Genomic DNA, 24089 nt, shown 5'->3' on the forward strand with positions numbered 1-24089 from the left:
ACGATTCGGCGGTAGAAGACGGTGGCTTCGAATCTGGTGATCGGTGTGCTCGGGCCGGTGCAGGTCAGCATCGACTCTGTCGACCGCGCACCGAAGGGCACCCTGCAGCGCCGTTTACTCGCGATGCTCGTACTGCACGCCAACGCCATCGTTTCGGCCGACGCACTCTGTGAGGCGCTCTGGCCGACAAAGCTTCCGGCCGACCACCACGCTGCACTGCATACCCACATGTTTCGGCTCAGGCGATCGCTGCGTGCCGTCGACATCGAGCGAACAGCATCGGGCTACCGGTTGAGCGTCGACGCCGCGGCACTCGACGCTCGGGTATTCGAGACAGCAGTCACTCGCGCCGCAACTGATCGGGACGGCACTGCAGCGCTGACGATCCTCGACGGCGCGGAGGTGTTGTGGCGAGGGAGGCCATACGAGGAACTCGGCGACGTTGCCGACGCAGCCATCGAAGCCGAACGACTGATCGAGATACGGAACAGGGCGAGCGAGGTGAGGTTCGACCTGCTGTTGGCGGCAGGCAGGCATCGCGACGTGCTTGCCGATCTCGATGCTTTCGCGGCACGGCACCCGCTACGGGAGCGACCACAGGCGCACCTGATGACCGCTCTGCATCGGGAGGGTCGAAACGCCGACGCACTTGCCGTGTACGACCGCTATCGGCGCAGGCTGGGCGAAGACCTCGGGATAGATCCGTCGCCGCAGATCGCACGGCTGCACGACTCGATGCTGACCGCATCGGCGGCCGGCCGCGCAGAAGAGGTTGCGCCACAAGAAAATCATGGCCGGCTGGTTGGGGCCGGTCGACACGACAACACCTTCGTCGGCCGCGACGACCTCGTAGCGAACCTGGACAGATTGTTGACCGACCACCGCATTGTCACGGTGCTGGGAACCGGAGGGGTCGGCAAAACGCGCCTGGCCAGCGAGGTGTGCCGTCGGATCGCGCCACGTTTCCCCGACGGAGTCTGGTTCTGCGCGCTTGCGCAGGCGAATAGCGACACCGTTGCGCTCACCGTCGCCGTTGTGCTCGATATCGAGCAGCGCAGCGGTGCCGATCCGGTGCAGCGTATCGCCGAGGTGCTGCAACACCAGGAAGCGCTGTTGGTGCTCGACAACTGCGAACACGTGCTGGACGAGGCTGCCGCGTTGGCAGAAACGATCGTCCACCGCGCCCCCGGCACGACAGTTCTGGTGACAAGTCGTGAACGCCTGCGAATCGACGGCGAACAACTGTGTCCGGTCCCGCCCCTACCGCTGCCGTCGACGTTCGCAGCGGATCAGCCTGCGGTGCAGCTGTTCACGGATCGGGCCGATGCAGTGCTGTCGCGGCGGTGGGAGCCCTCTGAGACCGAACGCGATGTCATCGCAACGGTCTGCCGCCGACTCGACGGCCTGCCGTTGGCGATCGAGCTGGCTGCCGCACGTCTGCATACCCTGACACTCGATGAGATTGCCGAAGGTCTGGACGATCGGCTGCGGATGTTGACGCGCGGCAGGCGAACGGTCGGCAGGCACAGTTCACTCGGTGCGGCGATCGAATGGTCGTACGCACTTCTCGATGACGACGAACGAAGGTTGTTCGAGGCAGTCTCCGTGTTTCACGGTCCGTTTCCTGCGGCAGGCGCAGCCGCCGTAGCCGAGTGTTCGGTTGCCGACGCGACCGACATTCTCAGCAGTCTCGTCGAGCGATCGTTGCTGCAGCGCAGCGGCACAAGATATCTGATGCTCGAATCGTTGCGCGAGTTCGGCGCTGCGCGGTTGCAGAGTCGTGGAGCGGCGGATGCGGTACTGCATGGCCATGCACGTTTTATGATTCGTTTCGTTGCCGAGTCGAATCGTCGCTTGCGAATGCCGGACGTCATCGGTGTGCTCGACGACATGGACGTGGCGCTCGCAGACCTGCGAAATGCGTTCGCGCATCTGCTCGGACGTGACCTTTTCGACGAGTTGCTCGACGCGTCGCTGGACCTGCACGACTACGGGCTCTACAGAATGCGACCCGAAGTCTTCGGCTGGGCGCAATCGGTGGCCGAACGTGCTGAAGCTGCCGGTTCGACCGATCCGCGGGTGGCCGAGGCTTTCGCGATCGGTGCTGTCGGTGCCTGGAAACGTGGCGATCTCGAGTTGATGGACACCTTGGTGACGCGTTCGAAAGAGCTGTCGTCACGTTCGGCGATCAGCTCGATGGGGTACTACACCGCAGCTCTGTTGACCCTCCAGGCACTTATCCACGGTCGCCTGGACGACGCGATCGATAAACCGTTTGCGCCCAACGGTTCTGCGGTGGGAGACGACGACGCGTTTCGCCGAGCTGAACGCGAAGGCGTCGTTCTCCTCGCGCGGGGTTACCGCGGCGACGAAACTGCACCAGAGCTCGCCGCCGAGATGCTGCGCTCGACGAACGAACGAACTCCGATACTGCGCGCGGCTTGGATCAATTATGTTGCAGGCGAATCGGTTTTGGATACCGACGCGGCCACCGCTGCCATCCGGCTAGCGCGAGCGATGGACCTTGCCCGGCGTTGCGGTTCGTCGTTCGTGCTCGGCATCGCTGGGTCGACGGCGGCGTCTCTGGAAACCCGTCATGGTGAGACCGAGTCAGCGGTCGAGTTGTACCGCTGGCTGTTGCCGCATTGGCGTCGAGCAGGTGTCAGATCGCTGCAGTGGACAACCCTGAGATCCGTCGCCGAATTGCTTGCGCGGCTGGGCCTCACCCGCGACGCCGCCGTGCTCCTCGGTGCGGTGACGTCGTCGGCCGGTGGGCACGATATCTATGGCGAAGACGACCGTCGCCTGCGCGAGCTTGCCGATGAGTTACGACGGGTCCTCGGAACCGAGAGGTACACAGTAGCTTTGGCAGAGGGTGGCAGGCTGGACGACAACGCCGCCGCGGCAACGGCGTTGTCGGCCTTCGGCCGCAGACAGGTCTGACCTACCACCGTGGCGTTTGTCCCGTGATGCCGAGCGCGGCCTTGCCCACCATTTCGTGTGTGAGCGCGTCGTTTCCGGGATGGAAACCGCCGCAACGGACGTCGCGGTACAACCGCTCCAGTTCGCGTCCGCGGAACATCCCTGCGCCACCCGTGACATCGAGTGCGATGTCGACGACCCTTTTGGCCGCCTCGACCGAACGCCACTTCATCGACAGCAGTCTGGGTCCCCACTGTGCGCCGTGATCGGCTCCTGCCATCCAGTCGTCGACGAACCGGTCGGCGGTAGCGATCGCCGCGTCGAGTTCCAAATACATCTGCGCGACTTGGTGCTGGACCATCGGGTTGTAGGCGTAAGCACTGCGTTCGATTGCGATGGAGGACTTGCCTCGTGCCGATGCGATCGCGAGTTCCATTGCGCGCTCTGCGATTCCGAGGTATACGTTCGCGATCACCGGTAGTGCCCACATGTTCATTGCGACGTAGAACAGGTCGGTGTCGTCGCCGGCAGGTAGGACCCGACCGATACGTGAATCAGGGACGTAGACGTCGTCGAGCACGGTGTCGTGGCTCTGACTCGGTCGCATGCCGAGGGTGTCCCAGTTCTCCACTACCGTCACCCCGTCCGACCGCCTATCGACGAATGCATGCACGATCTGCCCGTCGGTTGTCATCGCGTGAGCACCGAGCCAATTCCATACCGGACCATTGGATCCGAACTGCTTTCGTCCCGTGAGGCGATAACCGCCGTCCACGCGCTGCGCCACGCAGGTCGACAGAACAACCGGAACGTCGTTGCCCGACTCTGCGTGTCCGGCTGCGAAGATCTCTCCGGAGGCCGCGGCCTGCAGGATCCACACTAACGAGCTGTCGCCGAATCGCTCCAACTCCGCGGCAAGGCCGGTCCAGTAGAAGTGCATCGTCGTGGCCAAGGCCGTCGCCGGGGCGTAGCGCGCGAGCCTGCGTTGCGACTGTGCCAGATCGCCGAGCGTCAGTCCCCAACCACCGTGGTGCGTCGGTACCGCCGCTGCCAGGTAGTCGACTGTGCGGAGGTCGGCGAGATCCTCGTGGAAGTAGGTATTGGTCCGATCGAGTTCACCTGCTCGAGCGCGGAAACGCTCGAGCATGGCGGTATCGAGGGTGTGGTTGGTTCTGGCATTGCTCAATGTGTTGGTCATGTCGGCAACTGTCGTGATCGCCACTCACATCCGGCTGACATCCGCTTTCACGTCGGTGACCTGTGCAAGAGTTGGCCACTGACCGAGGAGTGGAGGACAACAATGTGGCCGAACGAGTGGCCAGCAATCCCGCGTGCAATCGCCACGGCAACCTACGGCGCGGATGCTGCGGCACGAGCGGGTTCCGCGGACCAATTCAGTGCTGCCATAGCGGAATTGAGTGCATTGCCCTTCGAGCAGGTTGCCGCAGTGCAGTTCCGAGTCGTTCGCGAATTGATGGAGACCTTGCATCCGGACGGGTTGGACGGTGATGATGTCTCCGAGGTCCTCGGACGCTGCGCTCGGGCCGCGGCACCCTGGTGGCAGGGTCTCGACGTCGAGTTTCTTGCTGTCGTGATCACCGGCGCACTCGGCGTTGCCGAGGCCGAAGAGACACCGAGAGGGCGAGATAATCGGGTCGTCATCGAATCGGCCGTGCTTGTGATCGCTGACCTTGCAGGTGCCGCGAAGGTCGCGACGAAGGACTACATCGCACGCGCCGTCAGCGACATCGCCCGCGCCGAAACGATCGAGATGCCGTAGCTCAGAGCGGTTTCCGTCCCGCGCTTTCGGTATAGGCGGCTCGCGCTTTCTTGATAGCGGCGAGATTCGGACCGCTAGCGAAGTCGACATTGAGCGGCGGGCGAAGGATTTCGATGATGGTTCGTTCCACGGCGGCGGGATCGGGATGCGCGCACCACGTCAGTGCAAGGTGATTGTGCATCCATGTGGTCAATCGGTGCTCGTCTTGCGGCGAAAGGACTACTCGGTCGGTCCACATCGTCTTGTATTGCTCCGAGTCGAGGAGTAGCCCGGCGAGGGTGCGTCTCAAAGTCGAAGACCCACTTCGCTTGAGGTGGTTACTGACAATCCTTCGTCGCAGGGTCGATGCGAGACCTATGTAGAGAAGGCGCATCGAGGAATCGCGGCCGTTCGGGGGACCTGCCAACGATTCGAACGTGACGGGTTCTGCCCACCACGCGTACAGCCCGGAGGCAGCGGGCACCCGCAGCGAGGCATCCACGCTCCGCACTGGTGGCCCATGTAGTTCTTCGATGAGAGCGTCTACATCGGGTGTTGCCGAACTCGATTCGCCCATGACCCTTATCAGATCACTTCGGAACCTCGATTGACGACGCAACCGAGCGCGGATCGCCACTGGACTTATGACTCACCAGTAAGTTACCGTCTAGTCAATTAGTCCGGCGCGAATTTCTGCGATTGGGTCGCGAATACAGAACACGCGATCAAGGACTTTCTTTCGGCGAGAGGATCCGGCGTTGCTTGTTGCAGCAGCACAGAAGTTGGTCAACCACAACTGGCGGCACAATGGCCGTCCGTTCGATCCGACGACACCGATGCACCCGCCCGTAGGTCGGTACTCGACCGTCCACTACGGAATGATGATTCCTGGACTACCTGCGCCCCTGAACTTTCTCGACCTCATCGTCGTCATCGGGCAGCCGGCGATCGACCTGTGGACCAACCCGCACCTCGTCGAGACGACGCCGCGCGACACCGCCAACGTGCTGATCGGGTCGGGGATCACTTTTCCAGGTCAATTTCGTGGGTATCGGGTCGAGCAAGACATCACCGCGACCGACGACGGCAGCGTGGTGAAGTTCGGCAGCGACCTCGAACTGCGGCACGACTATCCGAACTTCCATCTGTCCTACGCCAACGACGCGTTCGACGTCGAACTCGACATCGTTGCCACCGACAAGGTCGCGCACTTCAGCAAGTTGCCCGCCGGCATCTACGACCACTGGTCCCTGCTGTGCCAGCACACCGGAACCGTCACCTACGACGGGCAGGCACATCGGCTGAGCGGCCTGAACACCTACGAGTACGCGCGGGGAACCGCAATCGCTCTGCCGATGAAGTTCTTCACCTACCAGATCCTGAATATCGACGAATCGACACAGGTGCTGATGACAGAGGTGCTCGGCCCGAAAGGCTTGCCTCTGCAACGGTCGGTGTACGTCCGCTCGCTGACCGATCATGGTGCGGTGTACGAGCGTGGTTTCGCCTTCGAGGTCGACGAACTCGAAGCGGTTCCACGGACCACACCGAACGACGTGGCGATGCACCTGGCGAAACGATTCCGCTGGTCTGTTCAAGACGACAGCGGCAACGACCTGATCGCACTCGAAGCAGTGACCAACGACGACTACGTGTACGGCATGGCAGGCGGCTACGTCGGAAGCTACACCTACACAGGGCAATTCCGGAGCAGCGATATCGCAGGAACCGGCTACGTGGAGTATGTCGGCACCCGCTAGCCGCGGCTGAACGGCGTGAAGGGACCCTTGCCCACATCCAGTGTGGTCAGGGGTCCCTTCGCGCCGCGGGATCAGTGGTGGTTGTTGTGGCCGTGGTGGTCGTTGTCATGGTGGTCGTTGTTGTTGTTGCGGTTGCGATCGCGGAACGTGTTGTTGTCCTTGCGATTGCCGTTGTTGTCGAAATGATCGTGGCAGTAGGTGAAGTTGTAGCCCGAGCTCTTCTTGTTGCAGTAGAAGTCGTAGTCGCCGCCGCCATTGCCGGCCGAAGCGATTCCAGCTCCTGCAGACAGTGTGAAGAGGATTGCGGCGGAGGCGGTGACGATGCGCTTGGTGAAGTTCGACATGGGTTGTGCTCCAAAGGTTTTGTAGGCCGACACGGCGTCGTTCCTGTGTTGAGAACAAGTTTCCGGTGTCGACCGCTTTGGGTCTGTCAGGTCGCCGACGGTCCTACTGTGTCCGTGCCGACACTTCGCTTCGGGAGCGGACGGCTCGCGTCAGTCGAGGGCGGACGGATCCGGGCGTGGTGTCTTGGCGAGCAGATCCTGCCGCATGCCTTCGAGCTTCGCGCCTGATGCGCTGCGATCGTGATGGGTCGGAATCAGTGAACCGTCGGTCTTTCCGCTCCGGTTTCGAAGGTGAATCTCGACATCGGCCAGCTCACGCGCAAGGTCGTGATCGCCCGCCCGCGCAGCAGCCCGTTGCGCACGTTGCACTGCAGCAACTTTCGGATCTTCGACGGGGGACAGGCTCGGTTCGTCGGCGGCCGACTCGCTGCTGAGTGTCGCGACCGCTCGGGCCGCCACCTGTTCGACCGTATTGGCAGCACCGATCAGGAACCGTGTCAGCATGGACCGATTCGTCATTAGTCTCCCAGACTCCACATGTGATCGCGTTTGCGTGGATACCCGGGAAGTATGCCGCCGCTCGCTCGTATCAGCCAATCGGTAGGCGCACCGTAAACAAACCGTAGGCAGGCTCCGCCAGGCTGTAAGCGCAAGAGAACGGCGAGAACGAAAGTCGAATCGCCACTCGACACCGACACGAAGGGACACGCAATGCGCAAGTTCAAGCTCCAGGTCCAGACCACCGTCGACGGCTACATGGCAGGGGAGAACGGTGAGATGGATTGGATGTCGTTCCCGTGGAGCGACGACCTCAACGCTTACATCGGCGCCCTCACCGAAACCGTCGATTGCATCGTGTTGGGACGCAAACTTGCCGAGGGCTTCATTCCTGCCTGGGCTGCAGGACCCGAAGGTGAGGATCAGGATTCGATCGACTTCATGAACAACACCCCGAAGGTCGTCATCTCCGACAGTCTCGCCGAATCACCCTGGGACAACACAGTTGTGGCCGGTGATCTGGTGGCGACGATCAACGAGCTCAAGGCGCAGCCCGGCAACGACATCATCACCTACGGCGGCGCGACGCTCGCCGCCAACCTCATCGCCGCCGGACTGCTCGACGAGATCAACCTCTTTGTGAATCCGACCGCCATCGGTGCGGGCAAGCCGGTATTCGGCAAGGATGCCTACGCGCAGCTGAGCCTTGTCTCTGCGACGCCATTCGAATGCGGGATCACGGCGTTCCGCTACATGCCCAAAAGCGCGTGACTGCGTGGCGGTCGATCTCGATGCGACGACTATGTTGAATAACATTCGGCGTTGCTGGGCAGCGTCGCAGTCGACCCTGCGGGGTCTCGTCAACGGGGAGTGGAAATGTCGGAACCGCAATCTCGATCGATCGCCATCGTTGCCGCTCGGTGGCACGCCGACATCGTCGATCAGGCCGTCGACGCGTTCAAGAGCGAACTCGAAAGTCAGGGCTACTCGGACGTCCAGGTCTTCACTGTGCCAGGAAGTTTCGAGATCCCGCTGCACGTTCAGCGGCTGGCGAGTACCGGACGCTATGCCGCGATCGCCGCGTGTGGGCTCGTCGTCGATGGCGGTATCTACCGACACGACTTCGTTGCTACCGCGGTGATCGACGCGCTGATGAGAATCCAACTGGAGACCGACGTGCCTGTCTTCTCCGCAGTGCTGACGCCGCACCATTTCCACGAGCACACCGAACACGTCGACTACTTCCGACGCCACTTCACGAAGAAGGGCGAGGAATTGGCGCGAGCGTGTGCATCGACCGTCGCCAGCCTGGCGAGTTTGTAGCCTTCCCTCATTTACGCAACCAATAGTTGCCAATGCGTCGATGTCTGCCATGCTTCTCGTGCAACCAAACGTTGCGTAATCGAGAGGAACTGACATGGTCGACATCCTGCACAGAATCGCAACCGCAACGTCGTCGCCGGACGCGGTCTATCAGCAATTGGCACTGAAGCCGACATACCTCGTGCGTCTTTTCGGCGGTCCAGACCGCCGAAAAGACGCACGAGGCGCGAAGCGCCCTAAAACCGGTCGAGATCCGTCACCTTGGTCCAGGCCGCGACGAAGTCGTTGACGAACTTCTCCTTCGCATCGTCGGTTGCATAGACCTCCGCAAGTGCCCGCAACTGCGAATTCGACCCGAAGACCAGATCGACGCGGCTACCAGTCCACTTGACCGCACCGGTCGAGCGGTCCTTGCCCTCGTAGGTTCCGTCGTCCGCCGCGGAAGGCGCCCACTCGGTGCCCATGTCGAGGAGGTTCACGAAGAAGTCGTTGGTCAGCGACCCCGGGGTGTCGGTGAACACGCCCTGCGACGACTTCTTGTGGTTCGCGCCGAGGACGCGAAGTCCGCCGACGAGAACCGTCAACTCCGGAGCGCTCAAGGTGAGCAGGTTCGCCCGGTCGACCAACAGGAACTCGGCAGGCAACGTGTTGCCCTTGCCGAGGTAGTTGCGGAAGCCGTCCGCAGTCGGCTCGAGTGCGGAGAAGGAATCCACGTCGGTGTCTTCCTGCGTCGCGTCGGTACGCCCGGGCTTGAAGGGAACGGTCACGTCGTGTCCGGCATTCTTCGCGGCCTGTTCGACACCTGCATTGCCTGCGAGCACGACGAGGTCGGCGAACGAGACCGTCTTACCCGTAGCGTTGAAGGTCTCCTGAATTCCTTCTAGCGTGCGTACGACCACGGCCAACTCGTCGGGCTCGTTGACCTCCCAGCCGGCCTGCGGCTGCAGGCGGATACGGCCACCGTTGGCGCCGCCGCGCTTGTCGCTGCCGCGGAACGACGAGGCTGCCGCCCAGGTGATCGAAACCAGCTGTGCAACAGTCAGTCCCGAAGCCAGGATCTGGCTCTTCAGGTCTGCGACATCCGCGTCGCCGATGAGCTCGTGCGTCACCGGCGGGACCGGGTCCTGCCACAGCAGCGTCTCCTGCGGCACCTCCGGTCCGAGGTAGCGGACGATCGGTCCCATATCACGGTGAGTCAGCTTGAACCAGGCCTTCGCGAACTCGTCCTTCAGTTCCTGCGGATTGTCGAGCCAGCGTCGCGTGATCTGCTCGTAGATGGGATCCACACGCATCGCGAGGTCGGTTGTCAGCATCACCGGGGTGTGCGTCGCGGACGGCACGTGCGCATCAGGCACCAGGCCTGCGCCGCCGCCATCCTTCGGGATCCACTGGAAGGCGCCCGCCGGGCTCTTGGACTGCTCCCACTCGAAGCCGTACAGCGTTTCGAGGAAGCTGTTGTCCCACTTGGTCGGAGTCGGGGTCCATGCACCCTCGAGTCCGCTTGTGATCGCATCCTTGCCGACGCCGGTGCCGAAGCTGTTGCGCCATCCCAGACCCTGCTCCTCGAGGGGTGCGCCCTCAGGCTCGGGACCGATGTGGGGGTCGGGCTCTGCCGCGCCGTGCGTTTTGCCGAACGTATGTCCGCCGACGATCAACGCCGCCGTCTCGACGTCGTTCATCGCCATCCGCGCAAAGGTCTCGCGGATGTCGGTGGCCGATGCGAGCGGATCCGGGTTACCGTTCGGGCCCTCCGGGTTGACGTAGATCAGACCCATTTGTACTGCGGCCAAGGGCTTTTCGAGGCTCCGCTGACCGGTGTAGCGCTCGTCGCCCAGCCAGGTGTTCTCCGGTCCCCAGTAGACATCCTCTTCGGGTTCCCACTGGTCGACGCGACCGCCACCGAACCCGAAGGTTTCGAAGCCCATCGACTCCAGTGCAACGTTGCCGGACAGAACGATCAGGTCGGCCCACGACAGCTTGCGGCCGTACTTCTTCTTGACCGGCCACACGAGTCGGCGTGCCTTGTCCAGGCTGGCGTTGTCGGGCCAGCTGTTCAGCGGTGCGAAACGCTGCATTCCTGCACCGGCACCGCCGCGGCCGTCGCTGATGCGGTAGGTGCCCGCAGCGTGCCACGCCATGCGAATGAAGAACGGCCCGTAGTGGCCGTAGTCGGCCGGCCACCACGGCTGCGAATCCGTCAGGACTGCCTCGATATCGCGCTTCACCGCAGCGAGATCCAGGGTCTTGAACTCGGCGGCGTAGTCGAAGTCGTCACCCATCGGGTTGGCGACGGCGGGGTTCTTCTGGAGGATCTTCAGGTTGAGCTGATTCGGCCACCAGTCACGGTTGCCAGCTCCTTCGGTCGGGTGAGTGCGGCGCCCGTGTGTGACGGGGCATTTGCTCTCCTCCTCGTTCATTTCGGCAACGCGGGTTTCGTGGGTTTCCGACACGACAAACCTTTCCGGGAGTTACTGCTTCGGGGCTGTGATCACGGCTGTGATCGGCGAACTATTGGCTGTTGAACACTTCTCGCACGTTCCCCAGTAGATGACCTCGGCCTCGTCGATCGAGAAGCCATCGGAGTGGGATGCGGTGAGGCAAGGGGCTTCGCCGACGGCGCAGTCGACGTCAGCGATGATCCCGCAGGACCGGCACACCACGTGATGGTGGTTGTCGCCGATCCGCGACTCGTAGCGAGCTACGGAATTGGACGGCTGGATGCGACGAATGAGGCCGGCCGCGGTGAGTGCATGCAGAACGTCGTACACCGCTTGGCGGGATACCTCGGGCAGTGAGGTACGCACGGAGCCGAGTATCGAATCCGTGTCCGCATGCGGGTTCGCGTGCACCGCATCGAGAACCGCGACCCGCGGACGGGTTACCCGGAGTGCCGCGTTACGCAGCAATTCGGTGGAGTTCGATGTGGGGGACACCTAAGAGATAAGACCTTCTTTTCTGGACTAAGTCAAGAGTTGGGGTAGGCGTGTCGAAAATCGAAGGCAGGACCTCTCAGCCGATCGGCCCCCGCATGGCCCTTGCGTACCGGCGTGACAGGCGCTCGAACGCCTCCTCGAGTTCGGGCGGTCCGACGACCTCGAAGTCGGCGTCGAACCTGCCGATCCTGGCCGCGAGCGCAGGCCACGACCATGAGCCTGCGACGAGTCGGCACCGGTCCTCGCCGACGGCTTCGACGATTCCGTCATGAGTGAAGCGAGCGACATCTGCGGCAGGAAGATCCAGGATCACCTCGCCGCGGCACGGCCAGCCGCCGGACCCGCCTTGGAACTTGGCGGTAACGAATCCGGCAACACCGCCTTCGGGTAGCTCGCGTGGAGTGAAGCGTGGTCCGGTCGGGATCTTCGGCGTGATGCGATCGGCCCGATAGATTCGCCAGTCGTCGCGATCGAGATCCCAGCCGACGAGATACCAACGCCCGCTCCACGTCACGAGGTTGTGAGGTTCGACGCGGCGAGGCGGGCCGAGATTCGAGGCATCGCCAACGTTCTGGTAGTCGAACCGCAGCACCTCGCGAACCTGAACGGCAACGCTCAGCGCGGCGAGGACGCTGCTGTCTGCCTGCGGAATCCGTTGCAGCGACGGTCTTTCGACGGAGGTGAAGCCAATTGAATCGATGCGGTGACGCAGCCTCGTCGGCATGACCTGCCGAATTGTGTTGAGCGCTCGCGTCGCGCCTTCTTCGATGCCTGCGTCGGCTGTCGTTGCAATTCGAAGGGCGACGGCAAGGGCGACAGCTTGGTCGTCGTCGAACAACAGCGGCGGCAGTTGCGTGCCTGCCTCGAGCCGGTACCCACCGTCGGGACCTTTGGCGGTGTGAATCGGGTAGCCGAGTTCGCGCAGCCGATCTATATCGCGTCGCACGGTCCGCGCACTTATGTCCAACCGCTCGGCGAGCAGCGCGCCCGGCCAGTCTCGGCGCGCTTGCAACAACGACAGCAGTGCCAGTAAACGCGCTGAGGTCTTCGGCATGGTCACTGATGCTGCCACGAGAAGCGGACAGATTCTGTCCGCTTACGCGACAACGGAATGCGCGACGCCATGGATTGCATAGAGTCGAACCATGGTGGCTGGCGACCTCATCCCGTGGCTATTGGACTCCGATCCCGCATTGCGGTGGCAGGTCGAGCGCGACCTGCTGCACGAACCACCCGCGGTGTGGGTGGCGACGCGAGCCAAGGTCGCATCCGTTGGTTTCGGTGCGCAACTTCTCGCTCTTCAGGACGCCGACGGGCAGTGGGCCGGTGGAGCGTTCTTTCCGAAGGACTTCGATCCCGACGGGCCCGACGCCGCCGGAGGCGGGCAACCGTGGACCGCAACCACCTGGTCACTCAACTTCCTCCGGGAGTGGGGGGTCGATGCCGACATATTGCGTGAGCGTCGAACGGTCGAACTGCTCAGCGAAAACAGCCGTTGGGAGTACGACGACCTGCCGTATTGGGGCGGCGAGGTCGATTGCTGCATCAACGCGTGGACGGTGCAGAACGGACTGTGGCTCGGCGCCGACATCTCGGGAATCGTCGACTGGTTGGTCGAGCATCAGCTTCCCGACGGTGGCTGGAACTGTGAGTGGGTCGAGGGTTCGACGCGATCCTCGGTCCACTCGACAATAAATTCGCTTAAAGGCCTGCTCGCGCACGAGATCGCAACCGGTGGCACGGAAGGCACCCGCACAGCGCGAAAATCCGGGGAGGAGTACCTACTGCAGCGCGAACTCTTCCGCAGGCTCTCGACCGGTGAACCGATCGCAGCGTGGGTCGACCACGTCGCCTTTCCGTTCTTCTGGTTCTACAGCGTGCTCAACGCTGCCGACTATTTCCGTGAGGTATCGCAGTTCGACGCAACGCCGCCGAACCCACGGATGTCCGATGCCATCGCCCTCATCCGTGCCGCCCGTCAACCCGACGGGACCTGGCGCCAGGGTCGCCGCGTACCTGGGCGGATGTGGTTCGAGATCGACGTTCCGGAAGGAGAGCCGTCCAAATGGCTGACTCTCTGCGGCACAAGAGTTCTCGAATGGTGGGACGGTGAGTCCGAGCGATGAGCCCCTCGTCGGACGACGATTCGGCTCCTGAATCTTCGGCGTGGTACTCGGCCTGGCAGATTTTGGCCACACGCATAGACCTGGTGACGCCGTGGGCCATTCGCGCCGCAGCAACCTTGCGGCTCGCAGACCTCATCGCGGATGGTGCTGACGGGATCGAAGAGCTGTCTGGAAGGTCCGGAACCGACCCCGACGCACTGAGTCGTCTGTTGCGACACCTGGTGTCCCAGGGTGTGTTCGTCGAAAAGCAGGCCGGCAGATTCGGCATCAACGATGTTGCGGCACTATTGCTTTCGGACCATCCCGCCGGGATGAAGGCCATGCTGGACCTCGACGGATTCGGCGGTCGCATGGACGTAGCGTTCACCGGTCTGCTGCACACGGTCCGAACAGGAGAGCCCGCATGGGAGACGGTTTTCGGTTCGCCCTTCTGGGAGTATCTCGCCGACAACGAGAATGTCGCTTCGTCGTTCGACGCCATGATGGCAAGTGGCGACGACTACATTCTCGATGCGGTCGGCGGCTACGACTGGTCGGAAGCGGCGCACGTCGTCGACGTCGGGGGAGGTACCGGTGCGTTTCTGGCCGAAGTTCTGCAGGCGGCCCCGACTGCACGGGGGACCGTCGTCGACCTGCCGGCTACAGCGGCGAGGGCGCGAGAGTTCTTGGCCATGCGTGCGCTCGAAGATCGTTGCGACGTAGTTGGTCAGAGCTTCTTCGATCCATTGCCTCCCGGCGGTGACGTGTATGTCGTCCGACGGGTTGTGCATGATTGGAGCGACGTCGAGGCAACAGCGATACTGCGCCGGTGTGCGGAAGCGGCAGGCAGTGCTGGCCGGGTCGTCATGATCGAGTCGCGCGGCATTGCCGGTGACGATCCGGCCATGTTCGCCGAGATGAACCTGCGGATGATGGTGCTGGCGGGTGGTCGAGAACGAAGTGTCGACGACTATGCCGCGCTTGCAGCGGCTGCTGGGCTCCGGGTCGACACCACACGCACAACTCCGCTCGGCCACATTGTTTTCGACTGTACGTCGGCGAGCTAGAACTCTGGCGTAGCTACCGAAAGCGATTCAGGAAGCACAGAATTCGTTGCCCTCCGGATCCTGCATGACCCACCAGTGCCCTGCCGGACCCTTGTCGAACTCGCGAACGCGGGTCGCCCCCAAGCCTTCCAGCCGCGTGACGAGGTCGTCCAGACCACCCGGCTCACTGTGCACATCGATGTGTAGGCGGTTCTTGCCGGACTTGGCCTCCGGTACATCCTGAAACAGCAGACGCCGACCCTGCCCGACTCCGCTTGTCGGGTCGAACGGATCATCTGGGTGACGGATTGCTGCGTACCCGCGGAAGATTTTGCTCCCTCTGTGCTCCAGGACCGCCTCGGCAGGGAGGTGGCCGGCCGACAGTAGCTGCTCGATGAGCGCGCTTGGATCCTCGACCTCGTAACCCAGTGCCGCAGCCCAGAAATCGGCGACTACAGGTGCTTCCGCTGTGTCGATGACGAGCTTCCAGTTCAGTGCCATGAGTCCTGTATAGCCCTGGGGTCCGACAATTCGGAGGATAGGGCCTTCGGCCTCGTGAGTACTTTCGGAGGGTGGGACCGCCGAAAAGACGCACGAGCGGCATAGCCGCCTAGGGCCGAAATTCCTCGGCGATGGTGTCGAGCAAGGCGGGATATCGCTTGGCCTCCGGATGTGAACCGGGCTTGCCACTGCTGACCACGGCCGCGGACAGATTTCGCTCCGGATCGGCCCACATCGCGATGTTGGTGAGCCCGGTGTGCCCGAATGCTGCGCTCGCATTGCGACCGAACGGTCCGAATCGCCGCGATCCGAGCATGTAACCCGTGCCCCAACGCAGGGGAACTCCGCCTGTCGCGATATCGGGTCGCAGCCGCCGCTGCTGGACGACGGCCGATCGCAACGTTTCCGGGTTCACAACCCGCACGCCATCGAGTTCGCCACCGCGACGGAGCATTTCGGCAAATCGGCACAGCTCGAAGGCAGTGGAGACCGTGTTCGACGACGGCAGTACGCCGGTCAAGAATTGCGGAGTGTTGGACCTGGCGATCGTCTGCGTCAGCGTGCCGCCGACTACTTTGCGAAAGGCTCCCTCGATCGCGGGCGGCGGCGGGGTACCGGTCGCATGGCTCGGCGCGATCAGTGGCACGTCCGCTTCGGTGACCCCGTAGTTGGTCCAGCGGAAGCCGAGCGGATCGAGAATCTCGTCTGCCAAGACCTCGCGGATACCTTTGCCTGCGGCAGCCCCGACGAGTTCGCGGACCAGCGGCCCCCAGGTGAGAGCGTGATAGATGTGCATAAATCCAGGACGGTGAATCGGCTTCAGCTGCGCGAGCATCTCGCGGGTGTAGTCGCTGTCCTCGGAACGGCGAAGGTCGAACCTGGGCCCCCTGAACACCGGTACGCCCGCGCTGTGCGTCAAGACGTGCCTAATGGTGGTGCGATCTTTGCCGTGGCTCGTGTAGGTCGGTAGGTAGTCGCACACACGGTCGTCGAGGGCCATGACGCCACGCTCGATCAACATGTGTACGACAGTCACCGAGATCGCCTTGGCCGTCGAATAGACACAGAACGGTGTGTCCGTCGAAACGGCAACCTGCTCGGCGTCAGGGGGATCTGCCGGGCCGTTGCCCCAGCCGTGTCCGATCGCTCGGTTGAGCACGACGGTCCCGTTGTGCCGGATGCATACCTGAATCGCCGGGTGCATTCCGGCGCGATACCAGTGTTCGGCGAAGTGCCAGATGCGTTCGACGGCGGCACGTTCGGTGCCTGTCGGATCTTCGTCGCCGATGTCGGTCACGGCAGGGAGATCGTCGGCGACGCGGATCCTGCCGTGCAGTTGCGAACTCACCTTGGTCACGCGACTCACCCTACGGAAGGCCGGTCAAAGCAATCTTGCCAGCGCAGAAAGAAGCGGACACTCCCTGTCCTCTTCGTTCGAGATCGTTGAGAAGTACGAAACGAAAACCAAGGGAGCCCATCATGGCAATCAAGACAGTCGCTCACATCAACCTGCGAGGCAATGCTCGAGCTGCGTTGGAGTTCTACCAGTCGGTCTTCGGCGGCGACCTCGTCGCAGTCAGCTACCGGGACGCGCACAGCGTCGAAGATCCAGACCAGGCGGATCAGCTCAGTTGGGGCCAGGTCACCTCGAGCAGCGGCTTCCAGATCATGGCCTACGACGTCCAATCGTCGAAGCTGTGGGATCAGGGGAGCAATGCCTTTTTCGTATCGGTCAGAGGCACGGACGCGAAGGAAATCGAGGACTACTGGGGACGACTCAGCGCAGACGCAACCATTTCCGCTCCGCTCGCCCCCGCAGCGTGGTCGCCGCTGTACGGAATGCTGACAGACCAGTTCGGGGTGACCTGGGTGCTCGACGTTGCGGTGGAGTACAACCACTAGCTGGGGACAGAGTCGTTGGATTCGGTCCGGCGGGGCAGCTCACAACTGCTCCGCCGACCCGACCGATGAGTTCGCACGGCATCGTCGGTCTTACCTGTCGGAACGCAGTCGACCGACCGAAGGAGAACTTGTGAGCGACGTTTGGCAACTGGTACATGCGGAGCGTGCTGCGCTGATCGCCGACCTCGAGCAGCTGGACGACAAGCAATGGGACGAGCCGTCGCTGTGCGGAACATGGACCGTGCGCGACGTCGTCGCTCATCTGATAGACACCGCCAAGACGACCCGACTGGGTTTCGTCGTTGGTCTCGCTCGCGCGCGTTTCGACTTCGACCGTCAGAATGCCTGCGGCGTCGATCGTGAGCGCGGTGGCTCACCGCAAGAGACTCTGCAGCGATTTCGCGACGTCGCGGCGCGGACTTCGACGCCGCCGGCTCCGCTCGACAGTCGGCTCGTGGAGGCAATCGTGCACGGTGAGGACATTCGGCGTGCGTTGGGCTCGAAAGGTGTGTACCCGATCGAAGCAGTCGTCAGATCGATTCGATTGCAGGCCAACACATCAGCCTCGTTCGGCGGCGCCAAAGAACTGGTGGCACGTTGTCGTTTCACCGCGACCGACGCCGACCTCTCGATCGGCGACGGCCCGGAAGTCCGAGGGCCCGCACTGTCGCTATTGCTCGCTGTGTGTGGGCGTCGGATTGCGCTTGACGATCTCGATGGACCGGGAGTAGCCGAGCTGGCGGCGGCGCTTGGCTGACGGGATGTCACAAAGTGGTGGGGGCCGGCGTCCTATGGGGGACAGGTCCGCGCGCGAAGGGGAATCGACGATGAGCGAGCACATGGAAACCGCGACGAAGGCGTTCACCGAACAGCGAAATCTGCTTTTCACCATTGCGTATCAGATGCTCGGATCGGCGGCGGACGCTGAGGACGTACTGCAGGAAGTCTGGCTGCGCTGGGTGGACGTCGAACTCGACGATGTTCGGGATCAGCGCGCCTACCTCGTCCGCGTGACCACCCGGCAAGCGCTGAGTCAGTTGCGTCGGGTCGGCAGACGCAGAGAGTCCTACGTCGGCAACTGGTTGCCCGAGCCGCTGCTGACGTCGCCCGATGTGGCCGAGGACGTAGAACTTGCCGACAGCGTCTCGATGGCGATGCTTCTCGTGTTGGAAACTCTCGCGCCAACCGAACGGGCTGTGTTCGTCCTACGTGAAGTATTCGCTCTGGAGTACGACGAGATTGCCGACGCCATCGACAAGAATCCCGCTGCTGTGCGCCAGATTGCGCATCGAGCACGTGCACACGTTGCTGCGCGACGACCACGCGGACCAGTGTCTGCGGCAGCGTCCAGACACGCACTCGACGCATTTCGACGCGCGATCGAGACCGGTGATCTTCAGGGCCTCGTCGACGTGCTCGCCCCGGACGTGGTGCTGCTGGGCGACGGTGGCGGTGTTGCGCAGACCGTTCCGCGGCCGGTCGTCGGGGCAGCGCGAGTGGCGCGATTGTTCGCGGTCGGACTGCCTCGTGTCGCCGGCCGCTTCACCGTCGAACCGGCGCAGATCAACGGCTGCCCAGCGTTGATCCTTCGACTCGACGGGGAGATCGACGACGTCGTCGCGGTGCGAATCGACGACGGTCTGATCAGCGGGCTCTACATCGTGCGCAATCCAGCGAAGATGTCCCGTGTGGAACAAGAAAACGTTCTGACGCGGTGAGTTGAACCGAACGGGGGGTTGGTCCGTTCCACCTCGTATGGCCGTCGAATCCTCCGCACGTCGTCTCGGTGTTGCCTTCACACCGATGGAAACCAGACGTGACGTCATCGTCGCTACTGCGCGCCGAGCCGAAGAACTCGGTTTCGAAATCTTCTCGCTCGCCGAGGGTTGGGGTCACGATTCGACGTTGCTGCTGACGGAGGTCGCGCTGCAGACGTCGCGAATTTCTTTGGTATCAGGGGTGCTGTCGGTGTGGAGTCGTACACCGGCTGCGCTCGCGATGAGCGCAGCGACTCTCGACGAAATCAGCGGAGGCAGAGCAATACTCGGTCTCGGTGCGAGTAGTCGCGCAATGACCGAGGGTCTGCACGACATGGCGTTCGAGCGTCCGGTAGCGAAACTTCGAGAAGTTGCGGGCGAGGTGCGGTCCATTCTTGCCGGCGAACGAGTCCATATCGACCCGTCGCGACAGGCACGCCCTATGAAACTGGGACTCGCTGCGGCGCCGGAACTTCCGATCTGGATCGCGGGCAGCGGCAAGTTGTCGACGCGCGTGGTCGCCGAGCATGGCGACGGTTGGTATCCGCTGTTCCTCACCCAGGAGCGTCTTCGCGAGCGCGCCGGTGAAATCAAGAGTCTGCGCGTGGGCCGTCCGCCGATCACGGTCGCGGCCGGACCGTTCGCAGTCGCCGACGCCGACCCACAGATCGCGCGCAACATTGCTGCCAGTTGCCTTGCCTGGTACATCTGCGCCATGGGTGACGGCTATGCGGAACTGATTGCCGACCAAGGATTCGGCGACGAGGTCCGGGCCATTCGGGACGCCAATCCGCGACCCAGCCCGACGCGTTCGATCGTTCCGCCGGAGGCGGAGGCCGCCCTGGACGCGTTCACAGCCCATGGAACGCCTGACCAGGTGCGTGCGACATTCGACCGATGGACACCCGACGCCGATATTCAGATGGTCGTTCTTCCGGCCGGAATATCCTGGGAGACAATCGAAACAACTTTGGTCGCCGCTGCCGGATGATCGAGCAGGTGATCGGTATGGCATTCTCGTTTCGTGGCCGATCGTCCTGATGTACCGCGCGAATGGGTGGAGCGTCTCCGCGACATTCTCGGTCGATTTCCCAGCTGCGACGAAGAGTCGGCCTGGGTCGGCATTCGGTGGCGGGTCGGCAGTTCGACCGTTGCCCATGTGTTCGGCGGTGAGGACCAGCTGTTTCGGATTCTCTTCCGCTCCGAACCGTCGGAGGTGCTGGCGTTCGAAAACCTTGGGCCGCCGTACTTCAAGACCGAGTGGGGCACCAACACCGTCGGCCTGATCATCGACGACGAGACCGACTGGGACGAGCTCACCGAGATGTTGACCGACTCGTACTGCCTGCAGGCACCAGCTCGGTTGGCCGAACAGGTCGAGCGGCCTGGCGACTGAAATCCCGCGGGGGGTTGATATGCAAGTAGCTACTTGCGTATTGTGATCGGTGTGGCGGACGTATTCAGAGCACTCGACGATGAGACCAGGCGCCTCATACTCGACGAACTGGCCGCCAGTGACGGACAGACCTTGTTCGAGATCTGCACCTTGCTCACGATGCGCCACGGGCTCGGTTCGACACGACAAGCCATCTCTCAGCACCTCGCCGTGCTCGAGTCGGCGGGACTTGTCGTTACGGAGCGTCGAGGCCGATCGAAGTTCCATTTCTTCAACAGTGAGCCACTCGCTGCGATAACGCAGCGCTGGCCAGTAGCCGAGAAAGGCTCCAGCACATGAGAATTGAATTGACCAGCATTTTCGTCGACGATCAACGGGCCGCGTTGGCGTTCTACACAGACGTTCTCGGCTTCGTCAAGCATCACGACGTGCCGGTGGGGGAGGACGCCTGGTTGACCGTCGTATCACCCGATGCACTGGACGGGCCCGATCTCCTGCTCGAACCGGCGGGCCACCCGGCCGTCAAGCCCTATCGCGACGCACTGGTGGCCGATGGGATTCCGTTGGCGCAGTTCGCTGTTGACGACGTCGACGCCGAGTACGAACGTTTGACGAAGGCCGGGGTTGTATTCACGCAGCAGCCGACCGATATCGGAGTCGGAACGGTCGCCGTGTTCGACGACACCTGCGGCAACCTGATTCAGATGATTTCGATGAAGCCGGAGGCTCAGTAGCAAATCACTCCGTGGCAGATCGCTGTGTCACCGCGCTTACCGCTATCACGCCGCCTTGCGGGTCAGCGATCACTGCGTTGCGGAACCCTGGCGTGTCCATCGGACCCATGAGGACTGAGCCGCCAAGGCTGACGGCGCGCTGAGCGAAGGCGTCAGCGTCGACGACGGCGAAATTGATGCTCCAGTGCGGCGGCACAGTGCCATCCGTCGCCGTCACGACGCCAACGACCTCGCCCCGGAGGACCCATTTCGAAAATCCGGCACCTGGAACCGACGCGAGTTCCCACCCGAATGCTTTGCCGTAGAACGCTTCAGCTCGAGGGAGGTCGGTGGTGTGCAGCGAACTCATCGCCCAGGAGTTGGGCTCGCCGACCACCTCGGCGCCACTGACATCTCGCGACTGCCGCAACCCGAACGGGACGCCAGTGGCGTCGGTAAGTATGCCGATCTCACCGCCGAAGCTAGCGGCCACCGGTCCGACGACGCGTGTGCCTCCTGCCTGCTCGGCGAGCGAAAGAGATTGCGCCACATCATCGACGGCGACAAACGTCATCCAGCCGACCGGAGTCGACGGCGGCGCCTGACCGATCCCAGCGACTCGCTTCCCGTCGAGTCGGGCCGTGAAGTACTCGCCTTCGGAACCTGTTGGCATCGCGGTGGGTTCATCGAAAGTCCAGCCGAATAGCTTGCCGTAGAACTCGGTCGCCGCTCGGGGATTCTGTTGAAATGCCTCCACCCAACACGGCGCTCCGAGTGAGGAGGTGTTTTGCGCTGCCATATAAGTTTCAGCCCCTTTTCGATATGCCATCAATGCGTGACCAGTACTTTGATCACAACAATCGCTGCCGCAAGACCGGCGGTCACAAGTCCCGCGATCACATAGCGCAGCGACAACCCGTTCCCTCGGATGCGCTGGGTAGCTATCTGCACACCTGCTATTCGGACGATAACCACTGCACCTGCCAACAACTGTGCCCACAGTGGCGACAGCACACCTAGCCAACCGAGCAGGAGAATGAATGCCGGTATGAATGCCGACGACGCGATAGGCACTGCGTCACGGAGATGTTCGCCCAAATGAATCCGACGGGTGTCTTCGTTCGAGGACTCATCGGAGTCCGGGATATTCGTATGCGCCACCATATCCGCGAAAATGTGTGCGACGAATGTGGTCGCCGCAGTCCCGAGCACCAGCGCCGCAGCCGAACCGTCGTCGATACCATCTGGCGTAGCTATCGCAACGGACGCACAGGTCAAGATATTGCCGTAGATGTACGCGGACAACCTGTTTGCGGCCCGGACTGGCGGTAGCGGACCACCCCGGCGCTGCACGATGCGGTCGTAGATCGTGCTCCCATTTTCAGTGACTGCCGGCGACGTCATAGATAGATGGTCCCAGGCCGCTGCCGTGGGTCGTGCTCCGGTGCACGCTTCTCCGATAGCTTTGACCAATGGACCTGGTCGCACTTGCGCTCGCGTCGCCTCGCGGTCGATTCTTTGCCGCGAATGTCGCGTACAAATGCAGCCCGGACGATATCTACTTCTGTCGGCCGATAACCCCGAAAGATGTTCGCGACGTAGTCAGGGCAGTCGATATCCAAGCTGTCGCGAGACTGTCCGAATTGGATCTGCTCGATGCCTTGTCGCTCGCCACCGACTTTGCGCGCTACTGGCAGCCGCCTGACGACGAGGACGTGCTGTTCGCAGACCCAGAGGTAGTGGAGACATTGCGCCCGGTAATCGCCGCGGCATTGGATTCCCCGCACGCTCGGTGGTGGGGGGAGTCCGTCGACCTCGACGACCAACGCCTTGTCGTTCACCCGTATTCGGTCGATCAGTGGCCGGAATCCACTGAGCCGTACCGCCCTTCGGAAGACCACTTGGAACTATGGCGACAGCGCGCGCTGGAGTGGGAATCTCGGTTCCGCAGTCTTCGAATCGATCGTCCTGACCACCAAGTGGGCGGCGAATGGTGGTCGACACCTGCAGGTAACACGTTGTCGACGAGCAGATCCCGGGACGGCCTCGGCGCGCTCGAGTTGTTGCTCGAGGAGGATTCCTCCGGGTGCGGCGAAGCACGAGTGTGGCCGGTGCATGTCCTCGGCACACCTCGGGTCTACGAAATTGCCCAGCCGACGGACTGGGCCAGCCTCGTCGATTCGTATCCGTTTGCAGTACCCGAATCGAAGTGGTCGGACTGGTTCGTCACGACGGGGGAGCGGCACGATTGGTTCATTCCCGACTGGGTCGCGGTGGCCGAAGACTACGACGCCGTGCATCTCAGCATCTACGGCTACCTGACGACCCCCGGTCTCGCAATTCCGTTGTCGCACAACTCGGGCGCGACCGTCCTCGCCGGTTGGGACCCGGACGCGACGTGGTGGCTGAACAATGACGTCATCACCGTCGAGGACGAACCCACGCTGTGGAGTCGTGATGACGAAGGGTGGCGGAAAACGTAGATCCCGCCTCGATTGCAAAGGTCGCAACGTGGCGGATTTCGATTCGGCGTGAGCCTTGAGTGCCGCCAGGGTTACCGGAAGCCCATGCAATGCATGGTTATCCCTCAGCCGGCCGACTGGTCCGGACCAGCGCAACGCTCGATTGAACGCGGACTTGTAGGGCCATTCGCGGTACTCCGTGAGCAACGTGCCACGCTCATGAGGTTCTAGTCGATAACCCCACCGTGGTCCGACGATGTGAACTTGAAACTCGAAGTGCTCGAATGGATTCGACACGGTTACCTCGCACGGTGTCGCCCACACCACCGGCCCGATGCGATTGACTCCGACGAACCAGGCACCGACCCGGGGACCCGTTGCGTCACCCAGCCAGTACCCGCTGCGGTTCTCCGAGCTCCATCGGCCCATGCCGGAGATATCTGTGACCAAATCCCAGATCTGTTGCACCGGTGCGTCGATGACTACCGACGCCTGATCGGTCATGCTGTGATCGTCGCGACTTCGATCAACGCCTTCCGGCGGCTCTAGAAACCGTCGAACAGTGGAAGCAATACCGCTGATCATCAGTTACTCCTCATCTGCGATCGCTAACCTCGCGCTTTCACGCTAATTCGGCAGAGGACTGTGTCGCAGACAAAGAATGGTGC

Annotated in this window: 26 protein-coding genes and 1 pseudogene; 15 read left to right on the forward strand and 12 right to left on the reverse strand. The window is 62.6% G+C overall.

The features are described 5' to 3' along the window. Positions 1–21: 21 nt before the first annotated feature. Positions 22–2943: a BTAD domain-containing putative transcriptional regulator gene (locus ACHIRB_RS05280; protein ID WP_395119111.1), complete on the forward strand. Its 2922-nt coding sequence runs from the start codon at positions 22–24 to the stop codon at positions 2941–2943. Between the two features lies 1 nt (position 2944). Here ACHIRB_RS05280 and ACHIRB_RS05285 read toward each other — a convergent pair whose 3' ends face one another. Continuing rightward, on the reverse strand, positions 2945–4120 hold the full coding sequence (locus ACHIRB_RS05285) for an acyl-CoA dehydrogenase family protein (protein WP_395119109.1): 1176 nt from the start codon (positions 4118–4120) through the stop codon (positions 2945–2947). A 102-nt stretch (positions 4121–4222) separates the two neighbouring features. On the opposite strand from ACHIRB_RS05285, the gene ACHIRB_RS05290 reads away from it, so the two are divergent. Then, entirely contained in the window at positions 4223–4702 is a 480-nt protein-coding gene (locus ACHIRB_RS05290; RefSeq protein WP_395119107.1) for a hypothetical protein, read from the forward strand. Between the two features lies 1 nt (position 4703). Here the strand turns inward: ACHIRB_RS05290 and ACHIRB_RS05295 are convergent, their stop codons facing one another. Further along, on the reverse strand, positions 4704–5258 hold the full coding sequence (locus tag ACHIRB_RS05295; protein ID WP_395119105.1) for a GIY-YIG nuclease family protein: 555 nt from the start codon (positions 5256–5258) through the stop codon (positions 4704–4706). A 181-nt stretch (positions 5259–5439) separates the two neighbouring features. Here ACHIRB_RS05295 and ACHIRB_RS05300 point away from each other — a divergent pair, with 181 nt between their 5' ends. Further along, a complete protein-coding gene (locus ACHIRB_RS05300) occupies positions 5440–6441 on the forward strand; it encodes a DUF6670 family protein (RefSeq protein ID WP_395119103.1) in 1002 nt (333 codons plus the stop codon). 71 nt (positions 6442–6512) lie between these two features. Here the strand turns inward: ACHIRB_RS05300 and ACHIRB_RS05305 are convergent, their stop codons facing one another. Together ACHIRB_RS05305 and ACHIRB_RS05310 are read right to left on the reverse strand one after the other, a co-directional pair. Then, the gene (locus tag ACHIRB_RS05305) at positions 6513–6785 is read right to left on the reverse strand and encodes a hypothetical protein (RefSeq protein WP_395119101.1); all 273 of its coding nucleotides are present in this window, start codon (positions 6783–6785) and stop codon (positions 6513–6515) included. Between the two features lie 150 nt (positions 6786–6935). After that, positions 6936–7304 carry a hypothetical protein gene (locus ACHIRB_RS05310; RefSeq protein WP_395119100.1) on the reverse strand — a complete coding sequence of 123 codons (369 nt, stop codon included), beginning with the start codon at positions 7302–7304 and terminating at the stop codon, positions 6936–6938. A 192-nt stretch (positions 7305–7496) separates the two neighbouring features. Between ACHIRB_RS05310 and ACHIRB_RS05315 the strand changes: the two genes are divergently transcribed. Together ACHIRB_RS05315 and ACHIRB_RS05320 are read left to right on the forward strand one after the other, a co-directional pair. Continuing rightward, positions 7497–8054: a dihydrofolate reductase family protein gene (locus tag ACHIRB_RS05315; protein ID WP_395119098.1), complete on the forward strand. Its 558-nt coding sequence runs from the start codon at positions 7497–7499 to the stop codon at positions 8052–8054. A 105-nt stretch (positions 8055–8159) separates the two neighbouring features. Next, positions 8160–8606: a 6,7-dimethyl-8-ribityllumazine synthase gene (locus ACHIRB_RS05320; protein WP_395119096.1), complete on the forward strand. Its 447-nt coding sequence runs from the start codon at positions 8160–8162 to the stop codon at positions 8604–8606. Between the two features lie 236 nt (positions 8607–8842). Here ACHIRB_RS05320 and katG read toward each other — a convergent pair whose 3' ends face one another. The 3 genes from katG to ACHIRB_RS05335 all read right to left on the reverse strand — a co-directional run bounded on the left by katG (position 8843) and on the right by ACHIRB_RS05335 (position 12593). Beyond that, positions 8843–11023, reverse strand: coding sequence for a catalase/peroxidase HPI (gene katG, locus ACHIRB_RS05325; RefSeq protein WP_395119224.1), 2181 nt, complete (start codon positions 11021–11023; stop codon positions 8843–8845). 51 nt (positions 11024–11074) lie between these two features. Further along, positions 11075–11539, reverse strand: coding sequence for a Fur family transcriptional regulator (locus ACHIRB_RS05330; protein WP_395119094.1), 465 nt, complete (start codon positions 11537–11539; stop codon positions 11075–11077). Between the two features lie 76 nt (positions 11540–11615). Continuing rightward, the gene (locus tag ACHIRB_RS05335; protein WP_395119092.1) at positions 11616–12593 is read right to left on the reverse strand and encodes a helix-turn-helix transcriptional regulator; all 978 of its coding nucleotides are present in this window, start codon (positions 12591–12593) and stop codon (positions 11616–11618) included. A 91-nt stretch (positions 12594–12684) separates the two neighbouring features. Between ACHIRB_RS05335 and ACHIRB_RS05340 the strand changes: the two genes are divergently transcribed. Next, on the forward strand, positions 12685–13665 hold the full coding sequence (locus ACHIRB_RS05340; RefSeq protein ID WP_395119090.1) for a prenyltransferase/squalene oxidase repeat-containing protein: 981 nt from the start codon (positions 12685–12687) through the stop codon (positions 13663–13665). Continuing rightward, on the forward strand, positions 13662–14711 hold the full coding sequence (locus tag ACHIRB_RS05345) for a methyltransferase (RefSeq protein WP_395119088.1): 1050 nt from the start codon (positions 13662–13664) through the stop codon (positions 14709–14711). Before ACHIRB_RS05340 ends, ACHIRB_RS05345 begins: the two co-directional genes overlap by 4 nt. Positions 14712–14738: 27 nt before the next feature. Here the strand turns inward: ACHIRB_RS05345 and ACHIRB_RS05350 are convergent, their stop codons facing one another. Together ACHIRB_RS05350 and lipE are read right to left on the reverse strand one after the other, a co-directional pair. Next, on the reverse strand, positions 14739–15191 hold the full coding sequence (locus tag ACHIRB_RS05350; RefSeq protein WP_395119086.1) for a VOC family protein: 453 nt from the start codon (positions 15189–15191) through the stop codon (positions 14739–14741). 109 nt (positions 15192–15300) lie between these two features. Beyond that, entirely contained in the window at positions 15301–16539 is a 1239-nt protein-coding gene (gene lipE, locus ACHIRB_RS05355) for a lipase LipE (RefSeq protein ID WP_395119222.1), read from the reverse strand. Positions 16540–16670: 131 nt separating this feature from the next. Here lipE and ACHIRB_RS05360 point away from each other — a divergent pair, with 131 nt between their 5' ends. From ACHIRB_RS05360 to ACHIRB_RS05390, 7 genes are all read left to right on the forward strand, one after another. Further along, the gene (locus tag ACHIRB_RS05360; RefSeq protein WP_395119084.1) at positions 16671–17093 is read left to right on the forward strand and encodes a VOC family protein; all 423 of its coding nucleotides are present in this window, start codon (positions 16671–16673) and stop codon (positions 17091–17093) included. 130 nt (positions 17094–17223) lie between these two features. After that, the gene (locus ACHIRB_RS05365; RefSeq protein WP_395119082.1) at positions 17224–17850 is read left to right on the forward strand and encodes a maleylpyruvate isomerase family mycothiol-dependent enzyme; all 627 of its coding nucleotides are present in this window, start codon (positions 17224–17226) and stop codon (positions 17848–17850) included. Between the two features lie 70 nt (positions 17851–17920). Next, complete coding sequence (locus ACHIRB_RS05370) at positions 17921–18811, forward strand: RNA polymerase sigma-70 factor (RefSeq protein ID WP_395119080.1); 891 nt, start codon at positions 17921–17923, stop codon at positions 18809–18811. 85 nt (positions 18812–18896) lie between these two features. After that, complete coding sequence (locus ACHIRB_RS05375) at positions 18897–19841, forward strand: LLM class flavin-dependent oxidoreductase (protein ID WP_395119078.1); 945 nt, start codon at positions 18897–18899, stop codon at positions 19839–19841. Between the two features lie 33 nt (positions 19842–19874). Beyond that, positions 19875–20246 carry an MmcQ/YjbR family DNA-binding protein gene (locus tag ACHIRB_RS05380; protein WP_395119076.1) on the forward strand — a complete coding sequence of 124 codons (372 nt, stop codon included), beginning with the start codon at positions 19875–19877 and terminating at the stop codon, positions 20244–20246. 51 nt (positions 20247–20297) lie between these two features. Further along, positions 20298–20585 (forward strand): ArsR/SmtB family transcription factor, encoded by a 288-nt coding sequence (locus ACHIRB_RS05385; protein ID WP_395119074.1) that lies wholly within the window; start codon positions 20298–20300, stop codon positions 20583–20585. Further along, on the forward strand, positions 20582–20980 hold the full coding sequence (locus ACHIRB_RS05390; RefSeq protein WP_395119072.1) for a VOC family protein: 399 nt from the start codon (positions 20582–20584) through the stop codon (positions 20978–20980). Before ACHIRB_RS05385 ends, ACHIRB_RS05390 begins: the two co-directional genes overlap by 4 nt. 4 nt (positions 20981–20984) lie before the next feature. Here ACHIRB_RS05390 and ACHIRB_RS05395 read toward each other — a convergent pair whose 3' ends face one another. Continuing rightward, positions 20985–21758: a VOC family protein gene (locus ACHIRB_RS05395; RefSeq protein ID WP_395125689.1), complete on the reverse strand. Its 774-nt coding sequence runs from the start codon at positions 21756–21758 to the stop codon at positions 20985–20987. Between the two features lie 29 nt (positions 21759–21787). After that, the gene (locus ACHIRB_RS05400; RefSeq protein WP_395125688.1) at positions 21788–22363 is read right to left on the reverse strand and encodes a hypothetical protein; all 576 of its coding nucleotides are present in this window, start codon (positions 22361–22363) and stop codon (positions 21788–21790) included. Between the two features lie 68 nt (positions 22364–22431). Between ACHIRB_RS05400 and ACHIRB_RS05405 the strand changes: the two genes are divergently transcribed. Then, entirely contained in the window at positions 22432–23442 is a 1011-nt protein-coding gene (locus ACHIRB_RS05405) for a hypothetical protein (RefSeq protein WP_395125687.1), read from the forward strand. 150 nt (positions 23443–23592) lie between these two features. Here ACHIRB_RS05405 and ACHIRB_RS05410 read toward each other — a convergent pair. Next, a pseudogene (locus ACHIRB_RS05410) lies at positions 23593–24006 on the reverse strand (SRPBCC family protein); the annotation flags it as partial. Between the last annotated feature and the right edge of the window lie 83 nt (positions 24007–24089).

The organism is Antrihabitans spumae, assembly GCF_043944905.1.
In the GTDB taxonomy this organism is placed as follows: Bacteria; Actinomycetota; Actinomycetes; order Mycobacteriales; family Mycobacteriaceae; genus Antrihabitans; species Antrihabitans spumae.

Excerpts from the sequence above, each read along its gene's own strand:
- ACHIRB_RS05290 (WP_395119107.1), top strand. The coding sequence starts at position 4,223 with ATGTGGCCGAACGAGTGGCCAGCAATCCCGCGTGCAATCGCCACGGCA.
- ACHIRB_RS05320 (WP_395119096.1), top strand. The coding sequence starts at position 8,160 with ATGTCGGAACCGCAATCTCGATCGATCGCCATCGTTGCCGCTCGGTGG.
- ACHIRB_RS05395 (WP_395125689.1), bottom strand. The coding sequence starts at position 21,758 with ATGGCAGCGCAAAACACCTCCTCACTCGGAGCGCCGTGTTGGGTGGAG.
- ACHIRB_RS05360 (WP_395119084.1), top strand. The coding sequence starts at position 16,671 with ATGGCAATCAAGACAGTCGCTCACATCAACCTGCGAGGCAATGCTCGA.
- ACHIRB_RS05350 (WP_395119086.1), bottom strand. The coding sequence starts at position 15,191 with ATGGCACTGAACTGGAAGCTCGTCATCGACACAGCGGAAGCACCTGTA.
- ACHIRB_RS05285 (WP_395119109.1), bottom strand. The coding sequence starts at position 4,120 with ATGACCAACACATTGAGCAATGCCAGAACCAACCACACCCTCGATACC.
- ACHIRB_RS05315 (WP_395119098.1), top strand. The coding sequence starts at position 7,497 with ATGCGCAAGTTCAAGCTCCAGGTCCAGACCACCGTCGACGGCTACATG.
- ACHIRB_RS05400 (WP_395125688.1), bottom strand. The coding sequence starts at position 22,363 with ATGACGTCGCCGGCAGTCACTGAAAATGGGAGCACGATCTACGACCGC.
- ACHIRB_RS05370 (WP_395119080.1), top strand. The coding sequence starts at position 17,921 with ATGAGCGAGCACATGGAAACCGCGACGAAGGCGTTCACCGAACAGCGA.
- ACHIRB_RS05310 (WP_395119100.1), bottom strand. The coding sequence starts at position 7,304 with ATGACGAATCGGTCCATGCTGACACGGTTCCTGATCGGTGCTGCCAAT.
- katG (WP_395119224.1), bottom strand. The coding sequence starts at position 11,023 with ATGAACGAGGAGGAGAGCAAATGCCCCGTCACACACGGGCGCCGCACT.
- ACHIRB_RS05375 (WP_395119078.1), top strand. The coding sequence starts at position 18,897 with ATGGAAACCAGACGTGACGTCATCGTCGCTACTGCGCGCCGAGCCGAA.
- ACHIRB_RS05305 (WP_395119101.1), bottom strand. The coding sequence starts at position 6,785 with ATGTCGAACTTCACCAAGCGCATCGTCACCGCCTCCGCCGCAATCCTC.
- ACHIRB_RS05390 (WP_395119072.1), top strand. The coding sequence starts at position 20,582 with ATGAGAATTGAATTGACCAGCATTTTCGTCGACGATCAACGGGCCGCG.
- ACHIRB_RS05340 (WP_395119090.1), top strand. The coding sequence starts at position 12,685 with ATGGTGGCTGGCGACCTCATCCCGTGGCTATTGGACTCCGATCCCGCA.
- ACHIRB_RS05405 (WP_395125687.1), top strand. The coding sequence starts at position 22,432 with ATGGACCTGGTCGCACTTGCGCTCGCGTCGCCTCGCGGTCGATTCTTT.
- ACHIRB_RS05345 (WP_395119088.1), top strand. The coding sequence starts at position 13,662 with ATGAGCCCCTCGTCGGACGACGATTCGGCTCCTGAATCTTCGGCGTGG.
- ACHIRB_RS05335 (WP_395119092.1), bottom strand. The coding sequence starts at position 12,593 with ATGCCGAAGACCTCAGCGCGTTTACTGGCACTGCTGTCGTTGTTGCAA.
- ACHIRB_RS05295 (WP_395119105.1), bottom strand. The coding sequence starts at position 5,258 with ATGGGCGAATCGAGTTCGGCAACACCCGATGTAGACGCTCTCATCGAA.